The organism is Deltaproteobacteria bacterium, from assembly GCA_016709225.1.
Classification (GTDB): domain Bacteria; phylum Myxococcota_A; class Polyangia; order Nannocystales; family Nannocystaceae; genus Xiheibacterium; species Xiheibacterium phototrophicum.
Map to the genome: position 1 here is coordinate 101,625 of JADJEE010000002.1, position 24,712 is coordinate 126,336.

General features: G+C 71.5%; 20 protein-coding genes and 3 pseudogenes. 11 read left to right on the top strand and 12 right to left on the bottom strand.

Annotated features, from left to right (window positions below; translation table 11 throughout):
* The first annotated feature begins 3 nt into the window (after nucleotides 1–3).
* Nucleotides 4–1,281, top strand: a complete 1,278-nt coding sequence (locus IPH07_14625) for a hypothetical protein (protein MBK6918627.1) — start codon at nucleotides 4–6, stop codon at nucleotides 1,279–1,281.
* Nucleotides 1,282–1,311: 30 nt separating this feature from the next.
* Here the strand turns inward: IPH07_14625 and IPH07_14630 are convergent, their stop codons facing one another.
* Nucleotides 1,312–1,995, bottom strand: coding sequence for a hypothetical protein (locus tag IPH07_14630; GenBank protein MBK6918628.1), 684 nt, complete (start codon nucleotides 1,993–1,995; stop codon nucleotides 1,312–1,314).
* A 137-nt stretch (nucleotides 1,996–2,132) separates the two neighbouring features.
* Here IPH07_14630 and IPH07_14635 point away from each other — a divergent pair, with 137 nt between their 5' ends.
* A complete protein-coding gene (locus tag IPH07_14635) occupies nucleotides 2,133–4,844 on the top strand; it encodes an energy transducer TonB (GenBank protein ID MBK6918629.1) in 2,712 nt (903 codons plus the stop codon).
* A 13-nt stretch (nucleotides 4,845–4,857) separates the two neighbouring features.
* Here IPH07_14635 and IPH07_14640 read toward each other — a convergent pair whose 3' ends face one another.
* On the bottom strand, nucleotides 4,858–6,111 hold the full coding sequence (locus IPH07_14640) for a hypothetical protein (GenBank protein ID MBK6918630.1): 1,254 nt from the start codon (nucleotides 6,109–6,111) through the stop codon (nucleotides 4,858–4,860).
* Between the two features lie 108 nt (nucleotides 6,112–6,219).
* Nucleotides 6,220–6,756 carry a YaeQ family protein gene (locus IPH07_14645; GenBank protein MBK6918631.1) on the bottom strand — a complete coding sequence of 179 codons (537 nt, stop codon included), beginning with the start codon at nucleotides 6,754–6,756 and terminating at the stop codon, nucleotides 6,220–6,222.
* Between the two features lie 128 nt (nucleotides 6,757–6,884).
* On the opposite strand from IPH07_14645, the pseudogene IPH07_14650 reads away from it, so the two are divergent.
* Together IPH07_14650 and IPH07_14655 are read left to right on the top strand one after the other, a co-directional pair.
* Nucleotides 6,885–7,541, top strand: a pseudogene (locus tag IPH07_14650) (ABC transporter ATP-binding protein).
* Nucleotides 7,542–7,687: 146 nt separating this feature from the next.
* Nucleotides 7,688–9,139, top strand: a complete 1,452-nt coding sequence (locus IPH07_14655; protein MBK6918632.1) for an ABC transporter permease — start codon at nucleotides 7,688–7,690, stop codon at nucleotides 9,137–9,139.
* A gap of 36 nt (nucleotides 9,140–9,175) precedes the next feature.
* On the opposite strand, the gene IPH07_14660 is transcribed toward IPH07_14655, so the two are convergent.
* The 4 genes from IPH07_14660 to IPH07_14675 are packed head-to-tail and all read right to left on the bottom strand — an operon-like array spanning nucleotide 9,176 to nucleotide 11,339.
* Nucleotides 9,176–9,643, bottom strand: coding sequence for a hypothetical protein (locus IPH07_14660; GenBank protein ID MBK6918633.1), 468 nt, complete (start codon nucleotides 9,641–9,643; stop codon nucleotides 9,176–9,178).
* The gene (locus IPH07_14665) at nucleotides 9,640–10,212 is read right to left on the bottom strand and encodes a hypothetical protein (GenBank protein MBK6918634.1); all 573 of its coding nucleotides are present in this window, start codon (nucleotides 10,210–10,212) and stop codon (nucleotides 9,640–9,642) included. Before IPH07_14665 ends, IPH07_14660 begins: the two co-directional genes overlap by 4 nt.
* Nucleotides 10,209–10,724 (bottom strand): hypothetical protein, encoded by a 516-nt coding sequence (locus IPH07_14670; protein MBK6918635.1) that lies wholly within the window; start codon nucleotides 10,722–10,724, stop codon nucleotides 10,209–10,211. Before IPH07_14670 ends, IPH07_14665 begins: the two co-directional genes overlap by 4 nt.
* Nucleotides 10,725–10,730: 6 nt before the next feature.
* Nucleotides 10,731–11,339 carry an RNA polymerase sigma factor gene (locus tag IPH07_14675; protein MBK6918636.1) on the bottom strand — a complete coding sequence of 203 codons (609 nt, stop codon included), beginning with the start codon at nucleotides 11,337–11,339 and terminating at the stop codon, nucleotides 10,731–10,733.
* A 390-nt stretch (nucleotides 11,340–11,729) separates the two neighbouring features.
* Between IPH07_14675 and IPH07_14680 the strand changes: the two genes are divergently transcribed.
* Nucleotides 11,730–13,385, top strand: a complete 1,656-nt coding sequence (locus IPH07_14680; GenBank protein ID MBK6918637.1) for a TolC family protein — start codon at nucleotides 11,730–11,732, stop codon at nucleotides 13,383–13,385.
* A 291-nt stretch (nucleotides 13,386–13,676) separates the two neighbouring features.
* On the top strand, nucleotides 13,677–13,913 hold the full coding sequence (locus IPH07_14685; protein ID MBK6918638.1) for a hypothetical protein: 237 nt from the start codon (nucleotides 13,677–13,679) through the stop codon (nucleotides 13,911–13,913).
* Here the strand turns inward: IPH07_14685 and pgeF are convergent, their stop codons facing one another.
* From pgeF to IPH07_14700, 3 genes are read right to left on the bottom strand one after another with little or no spacing between them, the layout of a single operon-like run.
* Nucleotides 13,914–14,654, bottom strand: a complete 741-nt coding sequence (gene pgeF / locus IPH07_14690; GenBank protein MBK6918639.1) for a peptidoglycan editing factor PgeF — start codon at nucleotides 14,652–14,654, stop codon at nucleotides 13,914–13,916.
* A gap of 19 nt (nucleotides 14,655–14,673) precedes the next feature.
* Nucleotides 14,674–15,660: an RluA family pseudouridine synthase gene (locus IPH07_14695; GenBank protein ID MBK6918640.1), complete on the bottom strand. Its 987-nt coding sequence runs from the start codon at nucleotides 15,658–15,660 to the stop codon at nucleotides 14,674–14,676.
* The gene (locus IPH07_14700) at nucleotides 15,660–15,938 is read right to left on the bottom strand and encodes a hypothetical protein (protein MBK6918641.1); all 279 of its coding nucleotides are present in this window, start codon (nucleotides 15,936–15,938) and stop codon (nucleotides 15,660–15,662) included. Before IPH07_14700 ends, IPH07_14695 begins: the two co-directional genes overlap by 1 nt.
* A gap of 166 nt (nucleotides 15,939–16,104) precedes the next feature.
* Between IPH07_14700 and IPH07_14705 the strand changes: the two genes are divergently transcribed.
* The 5 genes and pseudogenes from IPH07_14705 to IPH07_14725 all read left to right on the top strand — a co-directional run bounded on the left by IPH07_14705 (nucleotide 16,105) and on the right by IPH07_14725 (nucleotide 21,812).
* On the top strand, nucleotides 16,105–18,264 hold the full coding sequence (locus IPH07_14705; protein MBK6918642.1) for a GAF domain-containing protein: 2,160 nt from the start codon (nucleotides 16,105–16,107) through the stop codon (nucleotides 18,262–18,264).
* A pseudogene (locus IPH07_14710) lies at nucleotides 18,261–19,505 on the top strand (sigma-54-dependent Fis family transcriptional regulator). The gene IPH07_14705 and the pseudogene IPH07_14710 overlap by 4 nt, the downstream one beginning before the upstream one ends.
* Nucleotides 19,506–19,658: 153 nt before the next feature.
* Nucleotides 19,659–19,880 (top strand): annotated as a pseudogene (locus IPH07_14715) (sigma-54-dependent Fis family transcriptional regulator).
* A gap of 43 nt (nucleotides 19,881–19,923) precedes the next feature.
* Entirely contained in the window at nucleotides 19,924–21,399 is a 1,476-nt protein-coding gene (locus IPH07_14720) for a hypothetical protein (GenBank protein MBK6918643.1), read from the top strand.
* Nucleotides 21,400–21,452: 53 nt separating this feature from the next.
* Nucleotides 21,453–21,812 carry a YkgJ family cysteine cluster protein gene (locus tag IPH07_14725; protein MBK6918644.1) on the top strand — a complete coding sequence of 120 codons (360 nt, stop codon included), beginning with the start codon at nucleotides 21,453–21,455 and terminating at the stop codon, nucleotides 21,810–21,812.
* Between the two features lie 15 nt (nucleotides 21,813–21,827).
* On the opposite strand, the gene IPH07_14730 is transcribed toward IPH07_14725, so the two are convergent.
* Complete coding sequence (locus IPH07_14730; GenBank protein ID MBK6918645.1) at nucleotides 21,828–23,597, bottom strand: hypothetical protein; 1,770 nt, start codon at nucleotides 23,595–23,597, stop codon at nucleotides 21,828–21,830.
* A gap of 139 nt (nucleotides 23,598–23,736) precedes the next feature.
* Nucleotides 23,737–24,696, bottom strand: a complete 960-nt coding sequence (gene dmeF / locus IPH07_14735; protein ID MBK6918646.1) for a CDF family Co(II)/Ni(II) efflux transporter DmeF — start codon at nucleotides 24,694–24,696, stop codon at nucleotides 23,737–23,739.
* Between the last annotated feature and the right edge of the window lie 16 nt (nucleotides 24,697–24,712).

Consider the following 24,712-nt stretch of genomic DNA (forward strand, 5'->3'; position numbering starts at 1 on the left):
CATATGGCGATCCGGACGATCGACCCGCTCACATCCGCCCACCGTCATGCCCAGACCCCGTTGGTGCTGTCACCGGCGCAGCAGCACTACGAGTGGTGGTACTTCGAGGTCGAGCTCGTCGACGTGGAGGGCCGACCGTTCCGCGTCATCACCAGCTTCCACTACCCGCACGGGATGGACCCGCACCGGCTGCTGGCGCACCAGCGGCACCACCACCGCAAGGTCGACTACTTCGCCAAGTACGGCGACAACCCCGGGCACTACGCGGGCGTGGTCAGCTACGTGGTCGACGTCCACGCCAGCAAGAACGTGGCGCTGCTCATCAGCCGCATGCCGCGGGCCGACATCGCCAGTCGCGTGCACGTGTCGCGCCCGGGCGACCCGACGGTGCAGCTGCGCTTCGGGGACTGCTCGTTCGTGCAGAACTTCAACGGCAGCTACACGCTGCGGGTGAAGCACCGCGGCAAGACCCTCGTCGGCGCGATCGCGCGCGGGCTCGAGATCGACCTCGAGGCCACCTTCGAGCAGAACACGCCGGGCTTCGAGCCGACCGACGCGGTGCTCATCGACCAGAGCGGCGTGCGCCATCACTGGGCCTGCGTGATGCCGAACCCCACCGTGTTCATCAGCCACTGCCTCGTGCAGCGCGATCGCGTCGGCGGCAAGAAGCACGTCGTATGCCGCGCACAGACCAACGTGCCCGGCCACGGCGGCTACCACGACCACCAGTGGGGCGCCGACCTCGTCTACAAGCAGATCGCGCGCTGGCACTGGGGCCGCGTGCCGACCGGGGCCCGCGGCGGTGACGTGCGACCCCGCGATCGCGCGTTGTTCTTCGACATCGTCGGCGTCACCAGCCCCGGGGCCCCGACCTCGCGACCCGACCCGATCCTCGTGGAGGTCCCCGGCGACGGCTCCGACGCCACCGCGCTGGTGCCGGTGCCCGCGAAGCCGCCGTTTCACACCAAGGACACCGAGCACATCAACTTCGCCGACGGCTGCAAGCTCGGCATCCAGGGCCAGGACGTGCCCTACCCGCGTTGGGTGCAGCTGCGCACGCGCACCGCCGGTGGTCCCTCGCGCAACTTCGACATCGAGCACATCCGAGCCTCCAACGTCGACACCTGGCCGTTTTACCTGCGCTTCTCGCCGGCGGTGGTCGATCCACACTCGGGCCGCACCTTCGCCTCGGTGAGCGAGGTGCTGCAGGCCGATCGCATGGCGCTCGAGCGCACCCAGGACGTGTTGCGGCTGTCCGACAAGATCACCGTCGACATGTGACCGCGCGGCCGCGCAACGCTCACGTCGGCATCAGAAGCGGCCCGACAACGACAGGCCCCGCACGCCTCCGCCCAGCATCGGTGCGGCGCCCAGCTGCACCCTCGATGCGCGCTCGCGATGACCGCGGATGATGCCGTGGCCGAGGCCCGCAAGTGCAGCACCACCGATGCCGAACACCGTCGCGCTCCACCAGCCGACCTCGCGCACGGCGAGGCCACCTTGCGGTCCCAGGTTCGGGTGGCCCTGCAGCGAGACGCCGAGCGCGAGCCCCAGCACGCCGGCGGCCAGCAGGCCACCGCCGGTGCCCGCGAGCACGCGGCCGCGGTGCAGCGAGCGGCCGATGCCCCGGCCCTCGCGCGCGAGCCACCGCCCCCGTAGGTGCGCGCCGCCGCCGATGAGCGCGGCACCGGTGATGAGCAGCGGTGTGCCGGCCCAGTGGAACGCCGGCCCGATCATGCAGAACTCGATGCAGGTCCGCGGCGACTCGCCGCGGGCCTGCTCGCGCGCAATGTCGGCGTCCGAGAGTGCTGCGGTCAATGCGAGCCCGAACCACGCGGTGCCGAGCGCGGCCCCGCTGATGGTCAACCCGAGTCCTCGCCAGCGCGGCCGCGTCGCCGACTCGGTCGGCGCGTCGGCGGGGGCTGTGGCCGCCCCCGCCACAGGCATCGCAGGGGTCGAGGAGAGCAGCACCATCAGGCCGAGCATCGCAGTCATCGCACTCGGGTAGTGCCGCCCGAGCGCGCGACGATCGTCGAGGGCGGCCACCTGCTGTCGCGGCAGCCTGGGGCGCAAGCGTAGCCGGGACATTGCCCCCCAGGCCTGCTCACCGCTCGCTTACGATACGCGCGTCGATGGGCCGCTCGCTCACCCTCGCGCTCGCGCTCGCGCTCGCGCCCCGGATCGCGGCCGCCCTGCCCCCCGAGACGCCCGCGGGGCTGCCCGCGGGGCTCGTGCCGCCCGAGCTCGTCGAGGGCGTCGAGGTGACCTACCCCGCCGAGCTCGCCGCATCCGACGATCCGCCGCAGGGCGAGGTCGGCGTCACGTTCGTGATCGGCATCGATGGCGTGCCGCACTCGATCGCCGTCGAGCAACCGCTGCATCCGACCCTCGATGCCCTCGCGGTCGATGCCATCGGTCGCCTGCGCTACCGTGCCGCGACCCTCGACGGTGCACCGGTCGAGATCGTGCTGCACCAGCGCATCGCGTTCACGCCTCCGCCCCCCACCACACCCGACGACGCATCGGCGAACCCAGACGCGCACGACGACGAGACGCCGCCCGCCGAGCCCACGCAACCGCTGCCGGCGAGCGGAGCCGACGCGCCACTGGTGGGCGTCGTGCACGAGGCCGGCACCCGCGTGCCGCTGCCCGCCGCGACGGTGCTGGTGATCCCCGCGCCCGACGACGCCGAGCCGGGCGTGGTGCGCAAGCAGACCTACGGTGAGCTGCCCATGCCGCCGTGGCAGCTCGAGGTGCGCAGCGACGACCGCGGCCGCTTCGCGATCCCGCCGCTCCCCCGGCCCGCGCGCAAGCTGCGGGTCGTCGCGACCGCCCCAGGCTTCGAGCGCTTCGAGTCGATCGTCGCGGTCGCGCCCGGCGAGCAGGTCGCGCTCGATGCCTACCTGGTCCGCGCCAGCGACAACCCCTACCGCACCGTCGTGCGCAGTGAGGGCGAGTCCCGGCAGGAGGTGGTGCGCCGCAGCATCACGGCGCAGGAGATCGGCAACCTGCCCGGTACGCAGGGCGACGCGCTCAAGGCCATCACCAACTTCCCCGGCATCGCGCGCGCGCCGTTCGGCATCGGCCTGTTGGTGATCCGCGGCGGCGATCCCAGCGACTCGGCGGTGTTCCTCGGCGAGCACGAGATCCCGCAGCTGTTCCACTTCGGCGGCCTCACCAGCGTCTTCAACGCCGACATCATCACCAACATCGATTTTCTGCCCGGCAACTTCGACGCCCGCTACGGCGACGCCACCGGCGGCATCATCGACGTGAAGACCCGCGCGGGTCGCCGCGACGGCGTCCACGGCTACGTCGACGCCGATCTGTTCGACGCCGGCGCGATGGTCGAGGGCCCGATCGGCAAGGGCTCGTACATCGTGTCGGCGCGGCGCAGCTACATCGACGCGATCCTGCCCGCGGTGCTGCCGGATGACGCCGGCATCGGCCTCACGGTCGCGCCGCGCTACTACGACTACCAGGCCATCTTCGAGTACCCAGTCGGCACCGGCAAGCTGACCGCGCGGGTGTTCGGCTCCGACGATCGCACCAAGCTGGTCACCGCCGACCCCAACGACGTCAGCGCCGACGCCCGCAACCGCTTCGAGACCACGCTGCTGTTCCACCGCGTCGATCTGGCGTACGAGAACCACACCGGCGGCTGGGACATCCTGCTCACGCCGTCGTACCGCTACGACCTCGCCAAGGCCGGCGCCGGCGACGTCTTCCGCTTCTCGCTCGGGTTGCACACCTTCTCGGGTCGCGCGGAGATCGGTCGGCGACTGGGGCCCCGCGCGCGCCTGCAGCTCGGCACCCAGGGCACCGCGGGGCAGTTCGAGATCGACGCCGAGTCGGTCGCGATCCCGCAGAACGGCACCGGCGATCAGGCCACGAGGCTGGCGCTCGACAGCAAGAATCGCTACGCGCAGCCGGGCCTGTACGGCACGCTGTACCTCGACGCGGCGTCGTGGCTGACCCTGGTGCCGAGCGTGCGGCTGACCTACTACGGCCTGCAGTTCCGACGCGCCGCCGTCGATCCGCGCTTTCGCTTCGTGCTGCGGGCTGGCGATCGGGTGAGCATCCGCGGTGGGGTCGGCATCTACTCGCAGATCCCCGACGTGCAGGAGTGGAACCCGACCTTCGGCAACCCGCGACTCGGACCGGAGCGCATGCTGCACTCGAGCGCCGCAGTGCGGGTCGAGCTGCCGCAGAAGTGGAGCGTCGAGATCGGTGGCTTCCACAAGCACGGCTGGGACCTCGCGGCGCCCAGCGGCGAGCTGGTACGGCGCCGGGACGGCGCGATCGGGCCCGAGAACTTCTCGAGCACCGGGCTCGCGCGGGTCTATGGCGGCGAGCTGTTCGTGCGCAAGGATCTCACGCGGCGGTTGTTCGGCTGGGCCAGCTACACGCTGTCGCGCAGCGAGCGGAAGTTCGACCCGAAGGAGGGCTTCTTTCGCTTCGACTTCGATCAGACCCACATCCTCACGCTCATCGCGGTGTACCGGCTGCCGCGGCGCTGGCAGGTCGGCGCCCGCTTCCGCGTGGTCTCGGGCAATCCGTACACGCCGCACGTGGGCGCGGTCTACGACGCATCGACCGGCGACTACATCGCCATCGGCGGCCGCCGCAACGCCGCGCGCGTGCCGACCTTCCACCAGCTCGACCTGCGGGTCGACAAGCACTTCGTGTGGCGCAAGCTCGAGCTCGACGCCTACGCCGACGTGCAGAACGTCTACAACCACCAGAACACCGAGTTCCGCAACGACGCCTACGACTACAGCCAGGCGGTGCCGGTGGTGTCACTCCCGATCCTGCCGTCGGTCGGCCTGCGGCTGTCGTGGTGAGCGCGCGCCCGCATCAACCGCGCGCCGGTGCGATCGGCCGCGGCGCCAGCAATGGCCGCGGGCGACGCCCCTCGGCGAGATCACCGAGGCACGCGACGGCGCCGTCGCGCGTGTGTGCGCAGGTGAACCCGCGGCCGACCGCGATCTCGACGACGTCGTGCCAGCGCTCGATGCGGGTGGGGCCGTGCAGATCGGCCCAGCGCTGCTCCTGCGTCCGTGCCAGCGTGGTGCCGAGCTGACCGAAGTTGTTCGCACCCCAGCACGTCACGGCGCCGTCGCGATCGAGCGCGCAGCCGTGCCAGGTCCCGACCGCGACCTGGACCGCGGCCTCGACACCGTCGAGCGGCCGCGGACAGCCGGCCTCGGGATAGTCGAGGTAGCACGCAGCGCCGCCGGTCGGCGTCTGGCCATAGCTGTTGCTGCCCCAGCACCGCACCGCGCCGTCCTCGATCACCGCGCACCCGAAGGCGGCGTCGAGATCGAGGTCGACGACATCGATCAGATCGGCGATCGGGCAGCTCGGATCGTCGCGGCCCCCGGGCGCCGCGCACGGATCGAACGCCGCGTCGCCCCAGCACTGCGGATCGCCGCCACCGTACAGACAGCGGTACGTCTGCGTCACCGCCAGCCGGCGGCCCGCCACGTCACGCAGCTCGATCCGCGGCGTCGCCCGCCACGCGGAGTCGGGCTGGAATGCGATCGGCATGCCGCCCTGGTTGCCGCCCCAGCACGCGACGTCGCCACGCGCCGTCAGAACGCAGGCCTCGAAGTCTCCCAGCTGCAGGTCGATCGCATCGTCCACGCGGGCGACGGCGACCGGCGTCGGGTGTTCGTCGTCGGTGCCGTCGCCGAGCTGGCCGAAGGGATTGGCCCCCCAGCAACGCACCTGGCCGGAGCCGAGCCGCGCGCACGAGTGCTCGAGCCCCAGCGCGACCTGCTCGACGTCGACGAGGTCGACCACCTCGACCGGACTTGCGCGGTCCTGCGTCGTACCGTCACCGAGCTGACCGAAGTCGCCCAGGCCCCAGCACGCGACCCGGCGATCTTCGCGGCGCACGCACGCGTGGAAGCCACCGGCGACCAACTGCGACGGGCCGCGCACGGCCGGTTGCGGTCGCTCGCCGGCGGCCGACGACGGGGCCTCGGGAATCACGGGCACATCCATCGCCCGGGGCGGTGGCTCGTCGTGGACCCGCAACGGGCTGCCGAGCCCCGTGCAGGCGGCGAGCGCCAGCGCGAGCAACGGGAGCTGGGGTGCACGGAGCATCCGCGGCACCGAACGCACCGCTTCGCCTGCCGCTTTCACCACCCGTGCGACGGCGCCGTCGAGGTACTGGTACCTCGACACAGCGATAGTGATGGGTCAGAACGCCGACTAGGGCAGCGCGCGCCGGAGCGCGCCCTCGAACGAGCGGCCGCCGGCGTCGAGGTAGAGGCTGCCACCCGAGATCGACAGCGCCCAGTGGTTGTTGCGATCGAGCGTCGCGACCACGGCGTCGAGCAGCGCAGGATCCAGCACGTGGATCGCGATCGCGTCGGCGCGGTGGACCTTGGCGTCGGCGATGGCGCGCGCGAGCTCCTCGGGCGCCTTCCAGGTGTAGATGACCACGCGCGCGCCGGTCTTGCTCGCGCGGTGGAGGCGTTCGGTGGTCGGGTTGCCGATCTCGATCCACGCCTGCAGGTCGCCTCGCAGATCGTGCTGCCACAGCGCCGGCTCCTCGCCGGCCGCGAGCCCACGGCTGAACTCGACCCCGTCGGCGTGCTCGAGCGCCCGCGCGAGCACACGGGCGACGAGGTACCGCTCGCTCTCCGAGGGATGCTGCGCGACCCGCAGATCGAGGGTCTCGTAGACGCCACGATCGGCGTCGGAGAGCGCGACCTCGAAGCGCCGCATCGTCGCGGTCTGTGCCATCGCCCACCAGCGTAGCAGCCCCAGGCCGTGCACGCGTGACGTGGCCGCCCCATCAGGGCCCGCCCGCCACATTGACCGCGCTCGCCGACCGCGGCTATCGTCGCGCCCACGTGATCCGCGTTCGCGGCATGCGCAAGGCCTACAAGACCGGCAAGCTGGTCAACGAGGTCCTGCGCGACGTCGAGTTCGAGATCGGCGACGGCGAGTTCGTCTCGATCATCGGCCCGTCGGGCTCGGGCAAGACCACCCTGCTGCACGCGATCGGCGGCCTCGACCGCGACTACGGCGGCGAGATCGAGGTCGATGGCCGCTCGCTGCGGAGCCTCAGCGACGTCGAGCTGTCGGACTACCGCAACCGCTTCGTCGGCTTCGTGTTCCAGTCGTTCTACCTGCTGCCGCACCTGACGGTGGTCGAGAACGTCGCACTGCCGGCCCTGTTCGCGCGGGGCGATCGTACCGTCGACGACGACGCGGCCCGACGCCGCGCGCAGGAGGTGCTCGACGAGGTCGAGCTCGGCACCCGCGGCGACAGCAAGCCGACCATGCTCTCCGGCGGACAGCGGCAGCGGGTGGCGATCGCCCGCGCGCTGTTCCACCGCCCCAAGCTCATGCTGTGCGACGAGCCCACCGGCAACCTCGACAGCAAGATGGGCACGCAGATCGTCGGGTTGTTCCGCAAGCTCAACCGCGACGCCGGCATCACGGTGGTGATCGTCACCCACGATCCGAAGATCTCGGCGGCGACCGAGCGACACCTGCGGGTCGAGGACGGCCAGCTGTTCGACGACGGCCGCACCGCGGCCGAGCCCTCCGCGCCCGCGCCCGAGCCCACCACGCCGGCAGCCGAGCCCACCGCGCCCGCGCCCGAGCCCTCCGTGCCCGCGGCCGAGCCTGTCGCGCCCGCCCGGGCCGACGATCGCGAGGCCAACCCGTGAGATCGCGACGCCTGTGGCGGATGGTGTTCGCGAACCTGCGACGCAGCCGCAACCACTTCCTGTTGGCCTCGATCGGCATCGTGGTCGGCATCGCCACCTTCACGTTCTTCATCGCCCTCGCGCAGGGCGTGCGCGCGGTCGTGCTCGGCAAGATCTTCCCACTCGACCAGCTCGAGGTCGTGCCGAAGAGCCTCGACATCGCGGTCGGTCCGCTGGCGCTGGGTGGCAGCACCCTCGGCACCGACATCATCGACGACGCCAAGGTGAAGCAGATCGAGGCGCTGCCGGGGGTCGAGATCGTCTACCCCAAGATGCGCCTGACGGTGCCCTCGATCGCCACCGGTGGCGAGGCGCTGCTGGGCGCCGACCTGCGCACGGAGCTGGTCGCCGACGGCATCAACCCTGCGTTGGTGCAGCACGACGTCGGATCCGGCTTCGAGTTCCGCGATTTCGACGCGGCCGGCGGTGAGCCCACGACACCGGTGGCGTGCAAGCAGGACGAGGACTGCGGCAGCGAGCAGCTCTACTGCGGCTACCCCCCGGGCACGCCCTACAAGCGCCGCAACGCCAACGACGACTACGGCAAGGCGCTCGCGGGGACCCCCCAGGTGTGCCGCCACTTCGTGCCGATCCTGGCCTCGAAACACATCGTCGAGCTCTACAACGGCGCCCTGCGACGCGCCCACGGCTTTCCCAAGCTGGTGCCCGAGAGCGTGCTGGGATTCTCGTTCGACATCGTGATCGGCTCGTCGATGGTCGGCGCGAGCAACAAGGACCACGTCCTGCACGAGCGCGGCCAGCTGGTCGGCTTCTCCGAGAAGGCGATCGCGCTGGGCCTGACCATGCCGATTGGCTACGTGCAGCGCTTCAACGTCGAGTTCGGCAAGCCCGAAGACGCCCAGCGCTACCACTCGGTGATCGTGATGGTGCCCGGCAAGGACGACGTGGCCGCGGTCGCCAAGGGCGTGCAGGACCTCAACCTCGACGTCGCCGACACCGGCGCCGAGCAGGCCGCCCTGCTGATCGCGATCTTCACGCTGGTGTTCGCGCTGGTCAGCGCGGTGATCGTCGGCATCGCAGCGGTCAACATCATGCATGTGTTCTTCATGCTGGTGTACGAGCGTCAGCACGAGATCGGCATCATGCGCGCGGTCGGGGCCAGCCGCGGCGACGTCGCGCGCATCGTCCTCGGCGAGGCCGCGACCCTGGGCGCGCTCGCGGGCCTCGCCGGCGTCGCACTGGCGTGGCTGTCGAGCCTGGTGTTCGACTGGGTCTCGCAGGAGTACGTGCCCGACTTCCCCTACAAGCCGTCGACGTACTTCGACTTCCCGTGGTGGCTGCTGCTCGCGGCGCTCGGCTTCGCGGTCAGCTTCTGCATCTTCGGCGCGTTCTTGCCGGCGCGCCGTGCCGCGCGGATGGAACCCGCCGCGGTGCTCTCGGGTCACTAGCTCGCTCGCCTGCGCGGCGACGCCATCGCGGCCGCGTCACTGCGGCTGCGTGCTACGTGCGCCGAGCCGCTCGACGCAGCGCACGCACGAGTCCTGGGCCTCGCGACACTCGTTGCGAGCCTCGCGACACAGACCCTGGTAGGCGTCGTCGTCGGGGTGGTCGTCGGCGAGATCGCAGAGCTTCTCCTCGACCGCACAGATGCTGGTCGCGAGTTCGCAGAGGTCCTCGCACTTGCCGGCGTCGGTCGCCGCCTGCGGTGCCAGCTGCTCCTCGCGATCGAGCAACGCGTCGAGGCGCTGCTTCAGCTCGCCGGCGCTCTGGCCTTCGTCGCGACCGTCGGGATCCGACGAGACGCCGCCACCGGCACCGCCGGGCGTGACGGTGCCACCACCGCCGGCCTGGGGGCCGCAGCCGAGGGCGAGCACGAGCAGCGGCAGCACGAGCGCTTGGACGATCGCTGCCGTACCCGGCGCACGGGAGGGATGTCGGCGGGGCGACCTCATCGCTCGAGCTCCTGGCGTAGAGAGGACATCACACGGATCGCGCGGGCGTAGCTGCCCGCGGCGAGGGCGTCGTCGCCGGCGGCGACCGCCAGATCACCCAGGGTGACCAGCGCGCGCGCGCTGGCGCGATCGAGCGGCAGCGATCGCTCGGGTGCCACCATGGGCGCGAGCAGATCGATCGCCGCGGGCACCCCTTCGGGATGCGACGCCAAGGTCTCGGCCAGACGCGCGGCCAGCTCGAGGCGCAACACCTCGGCCTCGGCGAGGCCCGCCGGCACCGGCAACGCCAGCCCGCGACGCAGCGCGGCGGCGCGGCCCTCGGCGCTCGACTGACCGTCGGCGTCGTCGTGCACGGCGGCGACGGCCTCGAGGTACGCCAAGCCCTCCGGCGTCGCGGCAGCGGACGCCACGCGGTGCGTCGCGAGGCGATCGTCGGGGGCTTCGTCCGCGCGGGCATGGGCCGCATCGTCGGGATCGCAGCCCAGCACCGACGTGGTCGCCGACAGGCACAGCATCCACGGCAGCCACGCGACGAAGCGCGAGCGGCCGCTGCGCTTGCTCGCAGTCATCGCTGGCCCCCGTGCATGCGCGCATTGTACTCGCGCGCGAGCTGCTGCGCGCGCTCGCGGTCCTGCCCGCCGGGCAGCCGCGCGAGTGCACCACGGGCCTGGGCACCCGCGGCCGCGAGCCCCTCGAGCTCGGCTTCGTCGGGCCGCTCGCGGGCCTGCGGCGCCAGCACGGGCACCAAGATGATGGCCGCCGCCGCCGCCACCACGATCCACGCCGCCCTCAACAGCTTGGCGGGGCCGTGGACCACCGGCACCGCCGCGGCTGCGTCACGGCGCGCACGCGCGGCCGCAATGCGACGCCACGCCCGGGCACGGCCGAGATCGTCGAGGGTCACCGCAGCGGTCTGGGGGTGCACCAGCGCGAACAACGTCGACACCGCCGCGTCGGGCTCCGCTGCGCGGAGCTCGGCCGTGTCGGCGTCGAGCTCGGGTTCGCCGAGGGCCGCGAGCTCGGCCGCGATGCGGGCGAGCGCGAGTTCGTCACGGCCGTGATGGGAGGATTGCGTGGTCATGATTGCCTAGAACTCGAGGGTCGGTGTCTCGCCGTAGCGCTCGACATAGACGCGGCGGAACGCCTTGCACGCGCGGAAGAGCAGCACGTCGAGCGTGCCGACCGAGACCTCCATCTCGGCCGCCGCCCGATCACGCGGTGTGCCCTCGACCAGACGCAGGCGCAGGACCTTCCCGTAGCGCGGGTTGATCGCCTCGAGGCACACGTCGATGCGCTCGCGCATGAGGATGGTGAGCTGACGCTCGGACGCGATCGCCTCGCCGCTGGGGCCGTCTTCGTCGGCGACGAACTGCTCGAAGCCATCGGGCCAGCCACCGAAGCGGCCGGACTTGCGGAGGTGATCGAGCGCGAGGTTCTTCGCGATGCGGATGAGCCAGGGCAACACGCCCTTGCCCTGCCAGCGGAACCGGCCGATGTTCTCCATCGCGCGGACGAAGGTGTCGGCGAGCAGATCCTCGGCGAGCGTGCGATCGTGCACGAGCGGTACGATCGCGTAGCGATGGACGCTGGCGGCGTAGCGCTCGTAGAGCGCTCGCACCGCGGCGGCGTCACCGGACTGGGCGCGCTCGACCAGGGCCTTCTCGGCGGACTCATCGACATCGACGTGGTCGTTCACCTGGGTGGCGTTCTGGCGGGGCCGGGGGTGGTCTCCGACGGCGTCGGGGACGAGAGCTGGACCTCTGACCGCGCCCCTTTGCTGCACCGCAGGGGGTCTCCTCGCGGCAGGAAACGCGGATGGGGGGGCAACCTTACATGGCCAGCGGCCGCGACGGGCGCGCGAGCCGACCCTTCGGCCAGCCCGCGGCCTTCGCGGCCGGGCGCACGCCGTCCGACGGGCGGGCCCTGGCCGCCACGGCCGCTCGGCCCCCGCCAAAGCGGCTCGACGAAACCTGCAGGGGCCTCGGCCCGTCTACCCCCGCGCGGACGAGCTTCGCTTGACCGCACGCGCCAATCAGGCGGTACTTCGCCCCGCCCTACCCCGCTCCCCGCGACCCAAAGGCTCCCCTTGCTGCTGCTCACGACCCTGCTCGCCCTGGCCCCGCCGCCGGCTCCGACGGCCGCTGCCACCGAACGCGAGGCGCCGACCGATCCCGTCGCGGTCGACCTCCCGACCGTGGACGCCGGCCTGCCGCCGGACTACGAGCCGCCGTTCGCGGCCGAGACGCTGCAGCTGTCGGACGTGCTGCAGCGGGCGCTGCAGACCAACATCGATCTGCGCAGCAACGCCATCGACGTCGGCATCTCCGAGGCCAACGTGATGACCGCGCTGGGTGCCTACGACGTGTTCCTCAGCGCCGCGCTGAACGGCACTGTCGCCAAGACCCCGCAGCGCGGTTCGCAGATCACCTTCGCGACCGGCAACCGCTCGCTCGGGCTCACGCTCGGGTTCCAGCGCAAGCTCGAGATCGGCGGCACGGTCTCGCTCAGGATCGACATCAACCGCTCGCAGCAAGATCAGAAGACCGGCAACTTCCTGGCCGCGAACGCGGCAACCACGACGCTGTCGACCTACCGCATCACGCCGACCCTGACGCTCACGCAGCCCTTGCTCAAGGGCGCCGGGCTCAAGGTCAACCGCGCCGACATCAACAAGGCCAAGTTGGCGGTCAACGCCGCCCAGGCCACGCAGATCCTCACCGCGCAGAACCTCGTGCGCGATCTGATCTCGGCCTACTGGGACGTGCTGTTCGCCCACCGCGACCTGCAGAACAAGCGCAACAGCGTGGCGCTCGCGACCCGGCAGCTCGAGCGCACCAAGGCGCTGGTGGCCGCCGGCCGCACCTCGCCGGTCGACGCCAAGGCCGTCGAGCAGGCGCTCGCCGCCCGCGAGAGCGACGTGCTCACCGCCGAGAACACGCTGCTCGACCGCAGCCTCACGCTGCGCACGCTGATGGGCGAGTCGTTCGACGGCAGCGGCACCTTCGGCGTGCTACCGGCGACCGATCCGCTCGTGAAGGCGCGCACGGTCAACCTGTCCGACGAGATCGATCGCGCGCTCAAGCAGAACCCGCAGGTGCGGCAGCTCGAGATCCAGATCGCCAGCGGCCGCATCGACGAGCTGGTCGCCGCCAACCAACGACTGCCACAGCTCGACTTCTCGGGCAGCTTCACCCCCCAGGGCCGCAGCACCGATACCTCGGCCACCGCACAGACCGGCGACCCCGGCAGAGAAGGCAGCTGGGGCGAGGCGTTCCAGAACTTCTTCAACAAGAAGCGCGTGATCCAAGACGAGAACCGGCTGCTCGCCGACTGGACCCTGCAGGGTTCGCTCACGCTGACCTGGGACGTGCAGAACCGGACCGCCAAGGGCCGGCATCAGGCCGCCAAGCTGCAGATCAAGAAGGCGCAGGTGAACCTCGAACGCGCCAAGCAGACCGTCGCGACCGGCGTGATCCGAGCGGCGAACGGACTGCGCACCGCCGGCAAGGTGATGGAGGTCGCGCAGATCTCGGTCGACCTCGCCAAGGACAACCTCGCCGCCGAGCAGGCCCGCTACGACGTCGGTCGCTCGACGAACTACGACGTGCTGCTGCGACTCGACGAGCTCGACAAGGCGCAGGCATCAGCGCTCAGTGCGCAAGTCACCTATCTGAAGGCACTCGCCCAGCTGCAGGCGCTGGCGGGCGAGATCCTCCCGGCCTACGGCCTCGATACGCCCTAACACCACGTTGGCCCGGTGCCCAGGCCGGTGCCCAGGCCGGCGCCCAGCCCGGTGCCCAGGCCGGCGCGCGCCCATCGACCCATGTGCAGGCGTCGAGCATGCGCAGCCGTCGACCATACGCGGCCGTCGACCATACGCGGCCGCCGAGCATGCGCCCGCACCGGCGCCGCCGCGCTTGTCCGCCGGCGAACCGACATGCTACGGTGCCGTGCTGCCCCGTGAGCCCGCATCGGGCCACGAGCAACGGCGGCCGGCTCGCCGCTCGGTCGAGCCCCGACAGGAGAAGCGCACATGTCCTCCACCGACATCGCCGACAACAAGTGGGAAATGCAGGCCTCGAAGCCGCCGATCGCGAACATCGCGGGGCTCGGCTACCTGCTCATGATCGGCGGCGTGATCGCACTGTTCGGCTACATCACCGCGATGTCGGTGGTGGCCATCATGTCGCCCAAGCGCGAGGCCGGCACGCTCGAGAACCAGTTCAAGAGCGACGCTCCGGCGGCCGCTCCCGCCGAGCCCGCGAAGTAGTCACGCGCCGGCGCGCCAGCCGATGAACGCGAGCATCTGGCCGATGCCCGCGCCGTCGCGCCGATACGAGTAGTAGCGATCGGGCTGTGCGTGGGTGCAGCCGCCGACCCGTGCGATCGCGGCCGCGGACACGCCGGCGCCCTGCAGCTGCGAGCGCACCACCGCAACCAGGTCGACGTGGGGTCGCGCGCCGCGGCGGTCGACGTACGCGGCGTCGAACTGCGACGCCACCTCGGGGCCGACCTCGAACGCGGCCTGCTCGATGCACGGACCGATCGCGGCCTCGAGGGCGTCGGCGCTGATCCCAGCGGCGACGAGCTGCGCCACCGCAACGCCGACGATGTTCCCCGCGGTCCCGCGCCACCCGCTGTGCACCGCCGCGACCACGCGCCCCTCGCGATCGGCCAGCAGCACCGGCACGCAGTCGGCGGTCAGCACCCCCAACACGAGCCCGTGGCTCCGGCGACACCACAGGCCATCGGCCTCGACGCCCTCGGACGCGGTCGCGGCGTCGATCACGGCGAGGCCGTGGACCTGTCGCGCCAGCCGCAGCGCGCCGCGATCGAAGCCGGCGTGATCGGCCAGCAGCTCGCGATTGCGTGCGACCGCGGCGACGTCGTCTCCCCACTTGCTCGCCATGTTGAACGTGGCGTAGCGCCCTTCGCTCACGCCCCCGCGCCGGTCGGTGAAGCCGTGGACGAGCCCGGGGATCGCGGCGAGGTTGTCGGCGACGTCGAACACGCGCGCGCCTAGTCTGCCATCAGCGGGGCGGGCCGTCGCGCAGCGCGGCGACGACCGCCGCCAGCTCGGCCGGCAGCGCGCTCTGCCACGACAGCCGTCGACCATCGGGGTGCACGATCGCGAGCTCGGCGGCATGCAGCGCGTGCCGCCCGAGGCCCACGATCGCCGCGGCCACCCGCGGATCGGCGGGGACGTGGCCGTAGAGCACATCGCCGAGGATCGGGTGGCCGAGCTGGCGGGCATGCATTCGGATCTGGTGCGTGCGGCCGGTGTGCAGCTCGAAGCGAACCACCGCGGCGCCGTGCAGCGGCTCCACCACCGCGGCATCGGTGATGGCGCGACGGGTCCCGACCGCGGGCGAGAAGCGGCGACGATCGGCCGGGTCGCGCCCGTGCAGGGTGTCGAGGTGCTGCGTCTGCCAGCGCGGCACGCCGTACACCAGCCCGAGGTAGGCACGGTGGAGATCGTGGCGGCGGAACTGCGCCGCGAGGTGTTCCTGCGCGGCGGCGTGCTTGGCCAGCACCAAGAGCCCGCTGGTGTCCTTGTCGAGCCGATGCACGAGCCCCGGACGCGCGTCGTCGTTACCCGGCATCACCGGCAGCTGCGGCGCCACATCGGACGCGCGCACGAGGTGACCGAGCACCGCGTTCACGAGCGTGCCGTCGCTGTGCCCGGGACCCGCGTGCACCGGCATGCCAGCGGGCTTGTCGACCACGAGCAGATCGTCGTCCTCGAAGACCACCGGCAGCGGCAGGTCCTCGGGCCTCGCGACCAGCGGCGGCGCGGCGACCAGCACGACCTGCACCTCGATCGGCGCGCGCAGGGCCTGGGAGGGCCGCAGCGGCCGCCCCTCGCTGGTGACCTGCCCGGCTGCGAAGGCGCGCTGCAGCGCGGAGCGGGTGAGGTTGGCGCCGCGTTCGTTGAGCGCGTCGAGCAGCGCGCGATCCAGCCGCGAACCGCCCCCGGCCGGCAGCGACACCGACCACGCCGACGGCGATGTGCCCACTACCAGATCGTCGACTTGAGCGCCGCCATCGGCTTGATCACGCGGTCGACGATGGCGCGGTCGTAGTAGTTGCGCTTGAACAGGTCGGGCGTCACCGCGGCGCGGAACAGGTCGCGCCCCTCGGTGATCAGGTCGGAGAGGTCGGGATCGTCGAAGAACGTGTCGGCCAGCAGGGCCTCTTCGATCTTCTGCTTGTTGTACAGGTAGATGTCCGACGCGATCGCGCGGGCCTTCTGCTGCGCGCGCTTGTCATTGTCGATGAGCTGCGGACCCGCCATGGCCCCCGCATCATGCCACAGCGGCGGCCGCGGCGGCCAGCGCGGGGCGGGCGGGTGCGCGGCCGCGTCGGCAAGGCGAGCGGCAGGCCCGACCCCGGCGCCGGCGCCGGGCCGCTGGGGTCGGTGCGCGCGGGGTTTGCGGGCTACACTGGCGCGGACCTTCGCCATGCCCGCGACCTCGCTCAGTGAGAGCCTCAGCTCGCTGCTCGCTGCGACGGTGGCGTTCGCGATCGGCACCTCGGTGGTGCTACGCGACCGCCGTCGCGACAACTTCGTGTTGTTCGCGGTGTTCTGCTTCAACCTGGGCCTGTTCCACCTGGCGCGGTTCTTCTTCGGGTTCTCGCAGCTGTCGATCTTCGGGTGGTTCGCGCAGACCATCAGCGTGCTGCTGCCGTGGACCGCCGGCCGCAGCCTGTCGTCGTTCGTACCGGCGGTCGGCGGCCGCAGGTACGAGAAGATCCAGCGCCGGCTCGGTACGCTGCTGGTGCTGGCGCAGACGGTGGTGCTGTTCTTCCCCAGCCTGCGCGAGCTGCCGCAGTGGGAGGTGGTGCCGATGCTGCTCGGCACCTACGTCATCGTCGGTCTGCTGCTGGCGATCACGCGGGTGTGGCGGGCCGCGCGGGCGGCCGAGGGCACCAGCGCGGCACCGCGACTGCGCTACGTGTTCTACGCCAGCATCGCCGCGCTCGCGCTGGGCTCGTCGTGGGTGCCCGCGGTCGGGCCGATCGTCACCGCGGTGTACCTCTACTTCGTGGCGCAGACGCTGGTGCGCGAGCGCCTGCTGGATCTGCCCGAGGTCGCGCTGCGCATCGCGAGCCTGAGCGTGTTGGTGGTGGTGGTGACCGGCCTCTACGCGCTCTTGCTGCTGTGGATCCCAGCGCGCGACGCCAGCAACCGCTCGCTGTTCGTGTTCAACGCCGCGGTGGCCTCGTTCGCGGTGCTGGTGCTGCTCGAGCCGGTGCGCACCGAGATCGAGAGTCGCCTCGAGTCGTGGCTGTACCGCGATCGTCGGGTGATGCGCCGCATTCTGCTGCAGCTGCGCCTCAAGCTGCTGAACGTGATCGACCCCGACGAGATGGCCAAGCTGGTGGTGGCGGAGCTGCAGGCGTCGGGCCGGGTGACCCAGGCGAGCCTCTACCTCATCGATCGTCAGGGCAGCGCGCTGGTGCTGTCGCGGCACCTCGGGCCGGTCCCGCTCGCGCGACTCGACCTCGCGACCCGTCGACCGCTGCTCGAGCGCATGCTGCGTCACGGCACCCAGCTGCGCGACGTGCTGCAGCGCGAGCGCGAACGTGCCCGTGCCGAGGCGCAGGTCGAGCTCGACGAGATGCTCGAGACCATGGGCGCGATCAAGGGCAGCCTCGCGCTGCCGATCGTGGGTGCGCTCGGCCACGGCGATGACCGCACCGAGCCCGAGCTGCTGGGCGCGTTGTTCGTCGACGACGAGCGGCTGCTCGAGCCGTTCTCCCGCGAGGAGATCGAGCTCTTCGAGGGCGTCGCGGCCCAGGCCGCCACCACCATCGCGAACTCGGCGGTCTACGAGGGTCGCAAGGAGCGCGACCGCCTGGCCGCTCTCGGCGAGATGGCGGCCGGTCTCGCCCACGAGATCCGCAACCCGCTCGGCGCCATCAAGGGTGCGGTCCAGGTGATGGAGTCGATCGAAGACAAGTCCGGTCCGCAGGCCCGCGAATTCCTCGACGTCATCGTCGAGGAGGTCGATCGACTCAACCGCGTGGTCAGCCAGTTCCTCACCTACTCGCGCCCCTTCAAAGGCGAGCTGTCGCCGGTCGACCCCCGCGACATCGTCCACGCGACCGTACGCCTGCTGCCCGACGCCGTGCAGAAGCGGGTGAAGCTGCGGGCCCACGGTGAGATCCCGACCGTGCGGGCCGACGGCGACGCGCTGCGGCAGGTGCTGCACAACCTCGTGCTCAACGCGCTCGACGCCACCGCGGGTATCTCCGACCCGAAGATCGAGATCGCCCTGTCGGTGCGCCAGCGCGGGCTGCTGCGGGGCGACGCACTCGCCATCGACGTCCGCGACAACGGCCCGGGCCTGAGCTCGCGCACCATGACCAACCTGTTCGTGCCGTTCCACACCACCAAGAGCGGTGGCACCGGCCTCGGCCTGCCGATCTCGCAGCGCATCGTGGAGAATCACCACGGCGTCATCGAGGTCGCCAACAATCCCGAGGGCGGCGCCCGCTTCACGGTATTGTTGCCCGTGCAGCCCGAGCTCGGGCCGGCCGACGCGGCGCCCCGCGACGCCAGCGCCGCGACGCCGCCGATCGTGCCGCACTCCCCACCCGAGGCCCGACCCACGTGAGCCACCATCGACCCCGCATCCTGCTCGTCGACGACGAGCCCAACCTCCGCAAGGTGCTCGGCGCGCTGCTGCAGCAGGAGGGCTTCGAGGTGCACGCCGAGTCCGATGGTGAGGCTGCGCTGGCGCGAGTGCGGACCTCGCCGTCGGGGACCTTCGACGCGGTGATCTCCGATCTCCGCATGCCCCGACTCGACGGCATCGGCCTGCTGCGCGCGTTGGTGCGCGAGGATCCCGAGCTACCCGTGGTGTTGTTGACCGCCCACGGCACCGTCGACTCCGCGGTCGAGGCCGTGAAGCTCGGCGCGTTCGACTACCTCGAGAAGCCCTTCGACCGCGATCAGATCCGTACCGTGCTGCAGCGCGCGGTCGCAACGCGGGCCCGGTCCGGCGCCTCGGTCGGGCCCGGTCCGCGCGAGCGCAGCGGCGACGAGCGCACCCGCGAGCCCGACGACGCCAGCGAGTCGCTGGGCATGATCGGTCGCTCGCCCGCGATCGGTGCGGTGCGCGAGATCATCCGCACCGCCGCTGCGAGCCCCTCGACGGTGCTCATCACCGGCGAGAGCGGCACCGGCAAGGAGCTGGTCGCACGCGCGCTGCACCTGGGCTCGCCGCGCAAGGCGGGCCCGTTCATCCGCGTGAACTGTGCGGCGATCCCCGCGGGCCTCACCGAGAGCGAGCTGTTCGGCCATGAGCGCGGCGCGTTCACCGGTGCAGTCAGCGGCCGCGCCGGTCGCTTCGAGCTCGCCGACGGCGGCACACTGTTCCTCGACGAGGTCACCGAGATCCCGCTCGAGATCCAGGTCAAGCTGCTGCGCGCGATCCAGGAGTCCGAGTTCGAGCGCGTCGGTGGCGTGAAGACCCTGCGGGTCGACGTCCGCATCATCGCCGCCAGCAACCGCGAGATCGAAGCGGCGGTGCGCGCCAAGGAGTTCCGCGAGGACCTCTACTACCGGCTCAACGTGGTGCCGGTCCACCTGCCGCCGCTGCGCGACCGCCTCGACGATCTGCCGGCGCTCATCGAGCACTTCATCGTGCGCTGCAACGAGCGCCTCGCCAAGCAGGTCAAGGGCTTCTCCGACGAGGCCCTCGCTGCGCTCGCCCGCCACCCTTGGCACGGCAACATCCGCGAGCTCGAGAACCTGGTCGAGCGCATGGTGCTGTTCGCGTCGGGGCCGGTGATCGAGCCCGACGCCCTGCCCGACGCGTTCCTCGACACCGATCGCGACGGCGGCGACGACTCGCGCGACGGCGTCGAGCACGACGACGACGGCCCGCGGACCCACGGCGGCGACGTGACGCGCAGCGACGGCGGCGTCGCTGCCGAGCGGACGGCGTCCACCGGCGAACACGGCGATGGGCCGCACGGCGCCGCGGGCACCCCCGGTGCCGACGAGAAGCTGCTGCGCTTGCCGCTGACGAGCCTGGGGTTCGACCTCAAGGAGGCCGTGCGCGCCGGCTCGCGCATGGTCGAGGAGGCACTGATCCGCGAGGCACTGCTTCAGACGCAGTACAACGTGACCCGCTCCGCCCGCTTGCTCGGGATCAGCCGCCGCAGCCTGCAGTCGAAGATGAAGGAGCTCGGCTTGCGACCCAGCGACGACGGCCAGGGCCGTTGACGCGGGCCAAGCGGCGCTGGTAGCGTCGCTGTCGGCTCCCATCATGCGTCATCCTGTACACGGTCGCCGGATCCTGCCGGCGCTGTTGCTCGCCGCGGCGACAGCCGGTGCGGGCAGCGACGCGACGGCCGCCGAGGTCACCCGCGTCGCCAGCTCGTTCGAAGAGAACAATCGCTTCGACATCCACATGGGGCTGGCCTACACGTTCAACGACAAGCGGGCGGCGATCCTGCGCGAGTGGAACACGGGCGGCCCCAACGACACCCAGACCCGGCTCGTGAAGGACCTGGTCTACCGCCAGCAACGACACGTGCTGACGCCGACCATCGAGATCGGTCTGTGGCACGACCTCGCGATCTACGCGTCGCTGCCGGTCATCCTCGCCGACAACCGCAACTACGCCTTCGATCAGCGCGCCGACGATTGCGTCTACGGCGACGACGTGCCGCCCAACCCGTCGGCGACCTGCGTCAACAAGAACAACAGCACCACCATCCGTGACGGCATCATCCCGCGCGATGGCTTCGATGCCACCACCAACGGTGCCCCGTTCACGCAGTTCACGGGCCCCGGCACCGAGCTGATCTTCAAGGGCCCGACCCGGCGCGGCATCGACCAGTTCTGGGTCGGCCTCAAGTACGGCATCTTGAACCAAGAGAAGCGCGCCCACATGCCGAACTGGGTGATTGGCTTCGAGGGTCGCTTCGGGGTCGGTCGCGCGATGACCTTCACGCGCAACATCGATCAAGACGATCCCGCCGGCAACCACCGCGTCGGTCGTCGCACCCACGAGCTCGGGCTGTGGACCACGCTGTCGCGGCGCCATCGCTTCCTCGACCCGTACTTCACCGCGTTCTGGCGACAGGCGTTCAAGGGCGCCGCCAGCCAGTTCCAGGACTTCTCGCGCTTCGGCGCGCAGACCCAGAAGCAGCCCCAGTCCACCGCGGGCATGAGCTTTGGCACCGAGATCGTGCCGTGGGAGCGCAAGGCCAAGCAGTTCAAGGTCTCGGTGCTGCTCGAGGGCAGCGCGGTGCTGCACTACAGCGGTCGCGGCTACAGCGAGATCTGGGAGCTGTTGGCGGACTCGCCCGCCATGGTCGGGTCCAACGATCCCACGACGGCCGATCAGTGCGATCGCAACGCCGCGATGGCGTTCGCCGCCGACAACCCCGGCGACCCTGGCTACCTGCAGGCCGGCGGGAGCTCCTGCGCACGACACAACGGCGTCACCGATCTGCAGGACTACGGCACCTTCGGCTTCAACGGCGCGCTGAACCTCCACCTCGGACCGCACGCGCGGCTGATGGCCGGGTTCACGGTGCAGACGGACACGCGGCACTTCCTGACCTTCACCAACCGTGGCAAGGCCGACGGCGGCGCCGACAACGATCGCGTCGAGCCCGGCACCAAAGAGGTCAATCCGCTGCGCCGCGACGTGGTCGACAATGTCGGGCGTCGCTTCGTGATCGACGACGTCATCGACACCTACGCCTACGCGCGCTTCTTGCTGATGTTCTAGCGCACCGCCATGCCGGACGGCAGCTCGCCTGCGGTGCACGCGTGAGGCGGCCGGTGGGTCGCACGCTCCACGTCGTCGGTGCGCCGTCGCAGCTCGACTGCCGCAGCTGCGGCGCCTGCTGCCGCAACCCGCTCGAGAACCGGCGCGAGGGCGTGCGCGCGTGGGTCGAGGTCGGCGACGACGAGCCGCTGCGTCGGCGCGCGCGGGGTGCCGCGCTGCTGCAGCGCGATGCCGACGGGCGCGTGCACCTCAAGCTGGTCGCCCCCGACGACCGCTGCATCGCCCTGCGGGGCCGCATCGGCGCGAATGTGCGCTGCTCGATCTACGACGTGCGCCCTCGCGGGTGCCGTCGGGTCGAGGCCGGCGACCGACGCTGCCTGCAGTACCGCGCCGAGGCGGGCCTTCGCCCTTGAACCTGGGTCGCCGCGTCAGCGCAGGGTCGCGCGCAGGAGTCGGGCACCGGCCCCGGCGAGCCGGAACCCCTCGCCCGCCGCGAGCTCGCGCGACTCGACGACCTCTGCGGTCAGGATGTCGACGATCTCGAGCGACAACGGTACGCGGGCCTCGAGTGCGGCGTCACCGACGATGCCCAGCGCCAGCGCCAGCACGCGCTCCCCCTGCTCGCTCTGCAGCAATCCGGCGACGCCGGCCTCACCACCGGCCTCGGGCCAGGTCACGTCGGGCACGTCGGTGCCGCCCACCGTGGCGTAGATCCGCAGCGCAGCGCCGCCGTCGTCGTGGCGACGGCGCGTCCACGAGGCGAGGTCGCCGGGCAGGGTCGCGACGATCGGGGCGAAGCGATCGCCACCGACCGCGCCCGCGATGGGATCGAAGCCGCGCACGCCAGCGTTGCTGTGGAAGACGTACGCCGGCCAGCCCGCCAGCCACGTCGCGAGCGCGGCCGCCACCAGTCGCTCGGGATCGTCCTCGCTCGCCACCGACGCGCCGGGCCCGATGGGCTCGTTGTTGCTGGCCGGTGGCAGGGCGCCGCAGTCGTCGATGATCCACGGCCGCAACACCGGACCCCAGGCCCCGGCGGGACCGCCGAGGTTGCGATCGACGTGGATGGTCGCGAGATCGGCAACGTCGCCGCCGTAGACCCCCGCGACGTCGTCGCAGCCGTCGGAGAACGGCGCCGACGCGGCGACCACCACCGCGGTGCGATCGCGCAGCGCCAGCGTCCGCGCGCGCAGCTCGGCGAGGCCGTCGTCGCCGGCGAAGCCGTTCTGCCACGCCTCGTTGGCCAGCTCGAAGTGCATGATCGCGTCGGGCCGGTCCTGCGCGAGCGCGACGAACACGTCGGTCAACGCATCGCGCGCGGCGGCGCTCGGCACCGTGATCTGGCCGTCACCGATGAAGGTCCACTCGACCCGTAGCCCATATTCGTCGAACGCGAGCGCCGACAGGCCCGCGACCACCTCGGCGTAGTCGGGCCAGGCGAGCTCGATCTCGCGTCCGTCCCAGTAGTCGGGCGCGGCCGGATCACCGACGACCCCGAGCGCACGAACGTAGTGGAAGCCATTGGCCTGCAGGTACGCGAGATCGGACTCGAGCCGCGGGCGATCGTTGCGGTAGGCCCACGCCGCCCACATCATCGTGGCCCCGAGCGCGACGAAGCGCCCGCCATCGTCGGCGAACGAGCGCTCCTCCAGCACCACCGGCCCGCCGCGCTCACCGGTGCCGTCGCACGCGATCGTCACGGCCGCAGACGCGGTCTCGCCAAACCACTGCACATGCTCGTGGACCATGCGCCAGTCGGTCATCACCGCGCCGGCGCTGGCGGGTGCGGTGAGGGTGAGCTCGAAGGTGTGCGACGACCCCGGCTCGATGGATGCGCCGGCGGGCAACGGGATGCGGCCGACGGCGCTCAGCGGATCGGTGTCGTCGACGGCACCGAGGGCGTAGCCGTCGTCGGCCGACCACGTCGTCGCGCCGTCGTTGCGCACGCGGATCGTTGCTGTCACCGACTCACCGCAGGCGAGCGCGGTCGGCAGCGACGCCTCGATCACCGTCGCGTCGTCGCCCACCCCACCGCTGTCCGAGCTGGCCGACGCCGATGCGAGCGTGGTGTCGGCCGACGTGCCCGACGAGCCCGACCCGTCGCCGCCGGCGTGGCCGTCGTCGCCTCGGCAGGCCAGGCCCACCCAGAGCTGTGCGATGGCCAGGGCCCCGGCGGTGCGTCGCATGGCGTTCGTCATGATGCGCATCGTGCCAAGCCATCGGCGACGCCGACATCGGCAGCGCTGCCGATGGGTCCTGCATCGCCGCCGCTCGCGTCGCAGGGACGTGCTCGGGGGCTCGATGGTTGCGCTCGGCGTGCCGGCGCGTACCGCCGCGTCAGTGCTCGTGCGAAGCCTCGGCGGCCGGCGCCCGCGGGCCGTGCAGCTCGACCGTCAGGTGGTGCACCGGCGCCGCCGCGAGGACGGCCGCGCGCAGCTCCCCAATCGTTCGCGGCCTCGCGCTCGCCACCGCGACCACGCAGCCCCAGCGCCGCGGCCCGAGCTGCCAGCGGTGGAGATCCTCGACCACCACGTCGCCCAGCGACTCGAGCGCGCCGCGGATCCGCGTCAGCGCCTCGGCGTCGCCACTGGCGTCGACGAGCTGCGCGGCGGCATCGCGGCCCAGCTGCCACGACCAGCGCACGATGAGCCCACCCGCGACGATCGCCATCAACGGATCGAGCGAGACCCACCCGAGGTATCGGCCACACAAGAGCGCCGCGATCGCCATCACGCTGGTCAGCGCGTCGGCGACGACGTGGAGATAGACCGCCCGCAGGTTGTGGTCGTGGCCGTGGTCGTGGTCATGCCCATGGTCATGGTCGTGATCGTGGGCGTGCCCCTGCGCGGGGTGCAGCAGCCGGATGCTCACGAGATTCACCAGCAACCCCACCACCGCCACCGGCAGCGCATCCTCGAAGTGCACCGCCCGCGGCACCACGAGCCGCCAAACCGCCTCGACCGCCATCCACACCGCGGCGACGGCCAGCAGGATCGCGCTGGTGAAGCCCGCGAGCGCGTAGACCTTGCCGGTACCGAAGGTGAACACGCGCGAGCGTGCGCGGGTGCGGGCGAACCAATACGCGACCGCCGACAGCCCCAGCGCCCCGGCGTGGGTGGCCATGTGCCAACCATCGGCGGTGAGGGCCAGTGATCCGCTCCAGTAGCCCACGCCGATCTCGACCAGCATGACCACCAGGGTGATCGCGATGACCAAGGTCGTGCGGCGCTCGTTGCCCTCGACCCCGAGGTGGGTCTCGTGGTCGCGCGGGGGCGAGTTCGTCGGACCGCCGTGCATGCGCACGACGGTAGCA

Bases quoted from the DNA above. Each gene is read 5' to 3' on its own strand.
- IPH07_14625 (MBK6918627.1), top strand. From the start codon at position 4: ATGGCGATCCGGACGATCGACCCGCTCACATCCGCCCACCGTCATGCC.
- IPH07_14630 (MBK6918628.1), bottom strand. From the start codon at position 1,995: ATGACTGCGATGCTCGGCCTGATGGTGCTGCTCTCCTCGACCCCTGCG.
- IPH07_14635 (MBK6918629.1), top strand. From the start codon at position 2,133: ATGGGCCGCTCGCTCACCCTCGCGCTCGCGCTCGCGCTCGCGCCCCGG.
- IPH07_14640 (MBK6918630.1), bottom strand. From the start codon at position 6,111: ATGCTCCGTGCACCCCAGCTCCCGTTGCTCGCGCTGGCGCTCGCCGCC.
- IPH07_14645 (MBK6918631.1), bottom strand. From the start codon at position 6,756: ATGGCACAGACCGCGACGATGCGGCGCTTCGAGGTCGCGCTCTCCGAC.
- IPH07_14660 (MBK6918633.1), bottom strand. From the start codon at position 9,643: ATGAGGTCGCCCCGCCGACATCCCTCCCGTGCGCCGGGTACGGCAGCG.
- IPH07_14665 (MBK6918634.1), bottom strand. From the start codon at position 10,212: ATGACTGCGAGCAAGCGCAGCGGCCGCTCGCGCTTCGTCGCGTGGCTG.
- IPH07_14670 (MBK6918635.1), bottom strand. From the start codon at position 10,724: ATGACCACGCAATCCTCCCATCACGGCCGTGACGAACTCGCGCTCGCC.
- IPH07_14685 (MBK6918638.1), top strand. From the start codon at position 13,677: ATGTCCTCCACCGACATCGCCGACAACAAGTGGGAAATGCAGGCCTCG.
- IPH07_14700 (MBK6918641.1), bottom strand. From the start codon at position 15,938: ATGGCGGGTCCGCAGCTCATCGACAATGACAAGCGCGCGCAGCAGAAG.
- IPH07_14705 (MBK6918642.1), top strand. From the start codon at position 16,105: ATGCCCGCGACCTCGCTCAGTGAGAGCCTCAGCTCGCTGCTCGCTGCG.
- IPH07_14720 (MBK6918643.1), top strand. From the start codon at position 19,924: ATGCGTCATCCTGTACACGGTCGCCGGATCCTGCCGGCGCTGTTGCTC.
- IPH07_14730 (MBK6918645.1), bottom strand. From the start codon at position 23,597: ATGACGAACGCCATGCGACGCACCGCCGGGGCCCTGGCCATCGCACAG.
- dmeF (MBK6918646.1), bottom strand. From the start codon at position 24,696: ATGCACGGCGGTCCGACGAACTCGCCCCCGCGCGACCACGAGACCCAC.